The 4,871-nt window shown below is 63.7% G+C and carries 7 protein-coding genes and 1 pseudogene; 5 read left to right on the plus strand and 3 right to left on the minus strand.

Going from position 1 to position 4,871, the window contains the following annotated elements:
* The 3 genes and pseudogenes from ACZ6DT_RS10730 to ACZ6DT_RS10740 form a co-directional block, all read left to right on the plus strand.
* A pseudogene (locus ACZ6DT_RS10730) lies at nt 1–188 on the plus strand (IS4 family transposase); the annotation flags it as partial.
* A gap of 239 nt (nt 189–427) precedes the next feature.
* A protein-coding gene (locus ACZ6DT_RS10735) for an IS5 family transposase (protein ID WP_465591894.1) occupies nt 428–1,248 on the plus strand; the annotation gives its coding sequence in 2 pieces (ribosomal slippage) (nt 428–782 and nt 782–1,248; 822 coding nt in all).
* Nucleotides 1,249–1,315: 67 nt separating this feature from the next.
* Entirely contained in the window at nt 1,316–1,573 is a 258-nt protein-coding gene (locus ACZ6DT_RS10740; RefSeq protein ID WP_465591897.1) for an integrase core domain-containing protein, read from the plus strand.
* A gap of 105 nt (nt 1,574–1,678) precedes the next feature.
* On the opposite strand, the gene ACZ6DT_RS10745 is transcribed toward ACZ6DT_RS10740, so the two are convergent.
* From ACZ6DT_RS10745 to ACZ6DT_RS10755, 3 genes are all read right to left on the minus strand, one after another.
* Nucleotides 1,679–1,996: an Imm1 family immunity protein gene (locus ACZ6DT_RS10745; RefSeq protein ID WP_465591900.1), complete on the minus strand. Its 318-nt coding sequence runs from the start codon at nt 1,994–1,996 to the stop codon at nt 1,679–1,681.
* A complete protein-coding gene (locus tag ACZ6DT_RS10750; protein ID WP_465591903.1) occupies nt 1,990–2,181 on the minus strand; it encodes a hypothetical protein in 192 nt (63 codons plus the stop codon). Before ACZ6DT_RS10750 ends, ACZ6DT_RS10745 begins: the two co-directional genes overlap by 7 nt.
* Before the next feature lie 340 nt (nt 2,182–2,521).
* The gene (locus ACZ6DT_RS10755; RefSeq protein ID WP_465591906.1) at nt 2,522–3,079 is read right to left on the minus strand and encodes a hypothetical protein; all 558 of its coding nucleotides are present in this window, start codon (nt 3,077–3,079) and stop codon (nt 2,522–2,524) included.
* A 699-nt stretch (nt 3,080–3,778) separates the two neighbouring features.
* On the opposite strand from ACZ6DT_RS10755, the gene ACZ6DT_RS10760 reads away from it, so the two are divergent.
* Nucleotides 3,779–4,405, plus strand: a complete 627-nt coding sequence (locus ACZ6DT_RS10760) for an SIS domain-containing protein (protein ID WP_465591909.1) — start codon at nt 3,779–3,781, stop codon at nt 4,403–4,405.
* Nucleotides 4,402–4,871, plus strand: a 470-nt coding sequence (locus ACZ6DT_RS10765) for a hypothetical protein (RefSeq protein WP_465591912.1), incomplete at its 3' end; no start/stop codon positions are given. The genes ACZ6DT_RS10760 and ACZ6DT_RS10765, both read left to right, overlap by 4 nt.

Genomic DNA, 4,871 nt, shown 5'->3' on the forward strand with positions numbered 1-4,871 from the left:
TGGTGGAACAAGAATTCTGGGGCTTATTGGTCAGCCACTACGCGATACGCTCGTTCATGCACGAGGCGGCTGACAGCGTCGATATTGACCCGGATTAGATATCTTTCACCAGAACCTTGAACATCATCCGCCGCCAGGTCACCGACCCAGCGGTGTTTTCCCCCCGAAACGGCACGCCTGAACCATGAGCGGGCGATCCAGGAAACCGTAGAGCGGCGCAACAAGCGACGACACCGAACCTACCCGCGAGTCTGCAAGAAGGGCAACGTCACACATTCCCCATCAAGACGCCTCGCCACCAGCAGGAACACTATGACCCGCACCCGAACGTCCTGAAACGTACGGCTTAACTAAGGGGTCCTAACAGAATGATCTCGAGTGTGGTTTGATGCTGTGTCTCGTTGATCGTCTGTGAAGGGTGGGCTGGGTGGGGCAGCGGCGTCCGTGGGAGATCGATGACGGTCTGTGGGAACGGATCGAGCCGTTGTTGCCGCGGGTGGAGCATCGGTTCAGGAATCCGGGGCGTAAGCGGTTGGACGACCGTAAGGCGTTGTGCGGGATCATGTTCGTGCTCTACACGGCGATTCCGTGGGAGTTCCTGCCGCAGGAGCTGGGCTATGGGTCGGGCATGACGTGCTGGCGCCGGCTGCGGGACTGGACCGAGGCCGGGGTGTGGCAGCAGTTGCACGAACTGCTGCTGGCTGAGTTGCACGCGGCGGGCCAGCTGGATTGGTCACGGGCGGCGGTCGATGGATCGCATGTGCGGGCGTTAAAAGGGGGCCGAAAACCGGCCCCAGCCCGGTAGATCGAGCCCGTACCGGGTCGAAACACCACGTCATCACCGACGGCACCGGCATTCCGCTGGCTGCCACGCTGACCGGCGGGAACCGGCACGATGTCACCCAGCTGATGCCGTTGATCCACGCGATCCCGCCGGTACGGGGCCGCCGTGGACGGCCCCGCCGTCGACCACAACGGCTCTACGCCGACCGCGCCTACGACCACGACAAGTACCGCAAACTGGTCCGCGCCGCCGGAATCACGCCTCTCATAGCCCGCCGAGGCCAGGAACACGGCTCTGGTCTCGGCGTTCACCGCTGGGTCGTCGAAGGCGCGTTCGCCCTGCTGCACTGGTTCCGACGCCTGCGCATCCGCTGGGAAGTCCGCGACGACATCCACGAAGGCTTCCTCACCCTCGGCTGCGCCATCATCTGCTGGCGCAGACTCAAGTCCCACTCAATCTGTTAGGACCCCTAAGTGGCATTGCTGCCAGTACACCTCTACCCAATTCGGTGACCTCGCCGAGGACCATGGGGTGCGTCTATCTGTGGGGCGTAAAGGACAGTGCTGGGACAACGCGGTCGCCGAGTCCTTCTTCGCCACCATCAAAGCCGAACTGATCGACCGGCAAGGCTGGCCGACACGGACCGTCACGCACAAGGCGATCTTCGAATACATCGAAGGCTGGTACAACACCCGCCGACGACACTCCAGCCTCGGCTATCTCAGCCCCAACGACTACGAAACAAGCCACCCGACAACCGAAGACACCTTCGGCCGTCAGGTAGCCTGACACCACCTCATCGACCCTGTCCGCCAAAACGGGTCAACCCCAGGGCGCCTGACTGCTCGCTGGGTTGACGGTGCGGAGATCGGCCGCACGAAGCGAGCATGGATGTCAGGATGCGGCGGCGCGCCACGCGCTTTCTGTTTCGTCGGGTATGTCCGTCGGTGTGGTGGTGCTCTTGCTGGGTACGTCGATCTCGTTGATCCAGCGGATGATCGTGGGGCGCGCACCGGTGGCGGTGAACTCGCCGACGGCGGCATAGACGTACTCGGCGGGAATCTCTTCGCCCTCGTTCCAGCTCTGGGGGAAGCCGCCGTGCCAGTACTCGTGCTCGTGGTCGCGGTGCGTGGCTCCTGCCGGGGCGTACGAGGCTTCGTTGGTGTACCAGCGCAGCACGCCGACGCGCCCACGAAGACCGACCCTTAGCATCGGCAGCCGTCTTCGATGTGGTGGCTCCACAGATCCCACACGCCGCCGGGAACCTCGTCGGCATCCGGGTCGCCGACGGTGGTGGATCGGAGCAGCCCGATCACGTCGGGAATCTCGCGCAAAGTAGCGACCGTTGCCGTGTTGTCACGACGGACCGCGTCCAGATCGGGTGTCGTGGTGGTCACGTGGCTGGCCTTCCGTAGCGCTTGTGGTAGGGCCGATTATCCTGGTAGGAGCCGTAGAGCGTCAAATTCTTCTTCCCGGGCTGCATCCCGATCGGATTAGCCCTTACGGCAGATCGCTGTTCGGAAGTCCTCGTCACGGCGCACCCGCGCGGCGTTACCTGACTGTCCATAATGTACTTCTCTTGTGGTCGCCAGGCAGGTGATGGCTTCCGTAGCGGCACGGGGCGGGCGCCGGCGGGATCGACATCATCGCTCCCGCCGGCGCTCGGTATGGCACTCCATCAATGGGACCGCCTGTGCATGAGACGCTATGTCGCGCAGGTCGTCCCATCCGTGGCACTCAGCCGTCGAAGGCGTGCACGTAGTCGATATCGTCGTTGAGCCGGTCACCGACGTAGGATGTCGACAGATCCTGGTACTCTGACCACTGAGGTGCCCCGTCGGTCAGCAGGGCGCGGTCGCAACTGCCGTAGCCTCGGATCGAACTCACGTTGTTGGCCACTTGGACATAATTGCGCAACCTATAACCGTCGCCGTCACAGGTCTCTCCACCGACCATCGTGTACAGCACTCCGCCGCCGTAGTTGGAGTCGCGGTACTCGGTGAAGAGCATCACTTCGGCCGGTGCAGCAGACTCCGGCCGCTGTACCCCCATCTCCGCACGCACGCTGGTCAACGCGTCTTTTTCCGATAACGAGGAGCACTGCTTGGACAACACCTTCGACAGGCCTTCCACGTTACGCTCCTTGCTCAGATAGAGCACGCAGTACTCGTGGATCGCCTGGGCCGTTGTATTCGAGTTGGTGGCCGCGGTCGCCGCTGTCGTTCCTGTGGCGGTCAGCCCGAGCAGCGCCACTCCCAGTGCCGCAGGCAGCAGAACACGCGTAAAATTATTCATTGATATCCCCCTGGAATCGGTTACCTGGCATCCGTCAGGCTAAATGATCCTCTCGCTATCTTTGTCGCAGTGACAATCAGCCAATCGAGTGTATCCGGAACCGCCCCGCCGGGAGTCGTTTGTTGAGGAGAATGCGCATGCGGACACCTCGGAAACCGCAGTGAATTCCATGAGATATGCATAATGTCGTAGCGCTCGGCCATCGGTATGGCTGAACAGGACGACGTGCAATCGGGGGGAACCCAGCCTCGTTCTGCTTTTGATGGAGAGGCAGTGCGGTACGCGGCGGACCTGATCCTGGTGCTTGTGAGCCTGCTAGATCCACATTCACGCGGAATTTACGTTCCTTAAGGACTCGCCTTTTTCGGCGGCCCGGCCACCCATTTGGCGGTATGTCGGATTTCGTGGTTGCGGCACCGTTGCACACGGGTCAAGCGAGGTGGGCATACGCGGTTCGCCCGATGTCGGCCGCCTCAATGCCGGTCGCGGGGCGGCTTGTGCTGGTGTGCCCTATTTCTGTGACACCTGGCTCGCGTGGATGTTCTCGCCGGTGGGTGACTAAGCGGCCACAGCGACATCAGTGGCGTCAATAAAACAATAAGATATGGATTCGCCTCACTCGCGTGACACTGTTCGGCGCGAAGCGGGTAATCGCACCCTTCGATGCAATGATCTTTGTGGCAGGGACGGGGATAAGTCATGGTTGTGTCTACTAATGTCGACCGGTACCGCGATCGCTGTGAGATCTTTCTCGACGACACTGTGAAGGGTCTGCGCACTTTGTCGGCGACGGAGCTTGCCCATTCGATGGAAGTGCTGCAGTCCGCGCGGCGGCGCCGAAGCCGGGTGTACATCTTCGGCAACGGTGGCAGTGCGTCCACGGCCAGCCACCTGGTGTGCGATCTGGTGAAGACCGCGCGCCGCCCGGAGGAAGCCACGCTGCGCGCGTTCGCACTGGTGGACAACACGGCGGTACTCACCGCCTACGCCAACGACTTCGACTACGAGGAGGTGTTCGCGGCTCAGTTGGCGGACAACGCCGAGTCGGGCGATGTGGCGGTGGCCATCAGCGCCAGCGGTGATTCGCCGAACGTGCTGGCCGCGTTGAGAACCGCGCGCCGGATGGGGCTGGACACCATCGGCTTGCTGGGTTGCGGTGGTGGTGCCGCGGTGGAACTGGTCGATCTGGCACTGGTGGTGGACTCGGCCGACTTCGGCGTGATCGAGACCGCACATATGGCGATCGTGCACGCTTGGGCGTCCGGGCTCGGCTTCCAGCACGACACCGCGCTCACCGGGGTCGGCGCCCCTGGAGGCCGGCGGTGACCACCGGGCAGGTCGTTTTCGCCTCGGATCGGGGGCCGGTGCGGTTCGCCGAGCAGGACGGCCGGCTCATGCCCGGCCGCCGTCACGGCAGTGTGACTGCGCTGCTCGACACGATCGCCCGTCGCCGCGGGCGGACGGCCACGTGGATCGCTCCCTCCGAAGCCCCGGCCGACCACACGGCGACGGAGCGAAACCTGTTCCGCGCGGTGGCCGACGACCTGGGCTACGGCTACCGAATCGCTCCGGTGAGCCGGGAGGATCACGACGACTACTACTTCGGTGCCGGCGTCGAGATCATCTGGACGGCGTGGCACGGCATCGAGGACGAGGTGCCCGTCCCACCGGGCGAGGGCGACCCGCTCAGCGGGGGGGAGGAGGGGGGGGGGGGGGAGGGGGGGGGGGGGGGGGGAGGAGAGGGGGGGGGGGGGGGGGTGTTCTGTGGACGGATCCCAGCCTTTCTTTCCCT

Source organism: Amycolatopsis sp. NPDC041971, from assembly GCF_055588925.1.

What these genes read in the sequence shown, in the direction of transcription:
- ACZ6DT_RS10745 (WP_465591900.1), bottom strand. Translation starts at nt 1,996, where the DNA reads ATGCTAAGGGTCGGTCTTCGTGGGCGCGTCGGCGTGCTGCGCTGGTAC.
- ACZ6DT_RS10760 (WP_465591909.1), top strand. Translation starts at nt 3,779, where the DNA reads ATGGTTGTGTCTACTAATGTCGACCGGTACCGCGATCGCTGTGAGATC.
- ACZ6DT_RS10755 (WP_465591906.1), bottom strand. Translation starts at nt 3,079, where the DNA reads ATGAATAATTTTACGCGTGTTCTGCTGCCTGCGGCACTGGGAGTGGCG.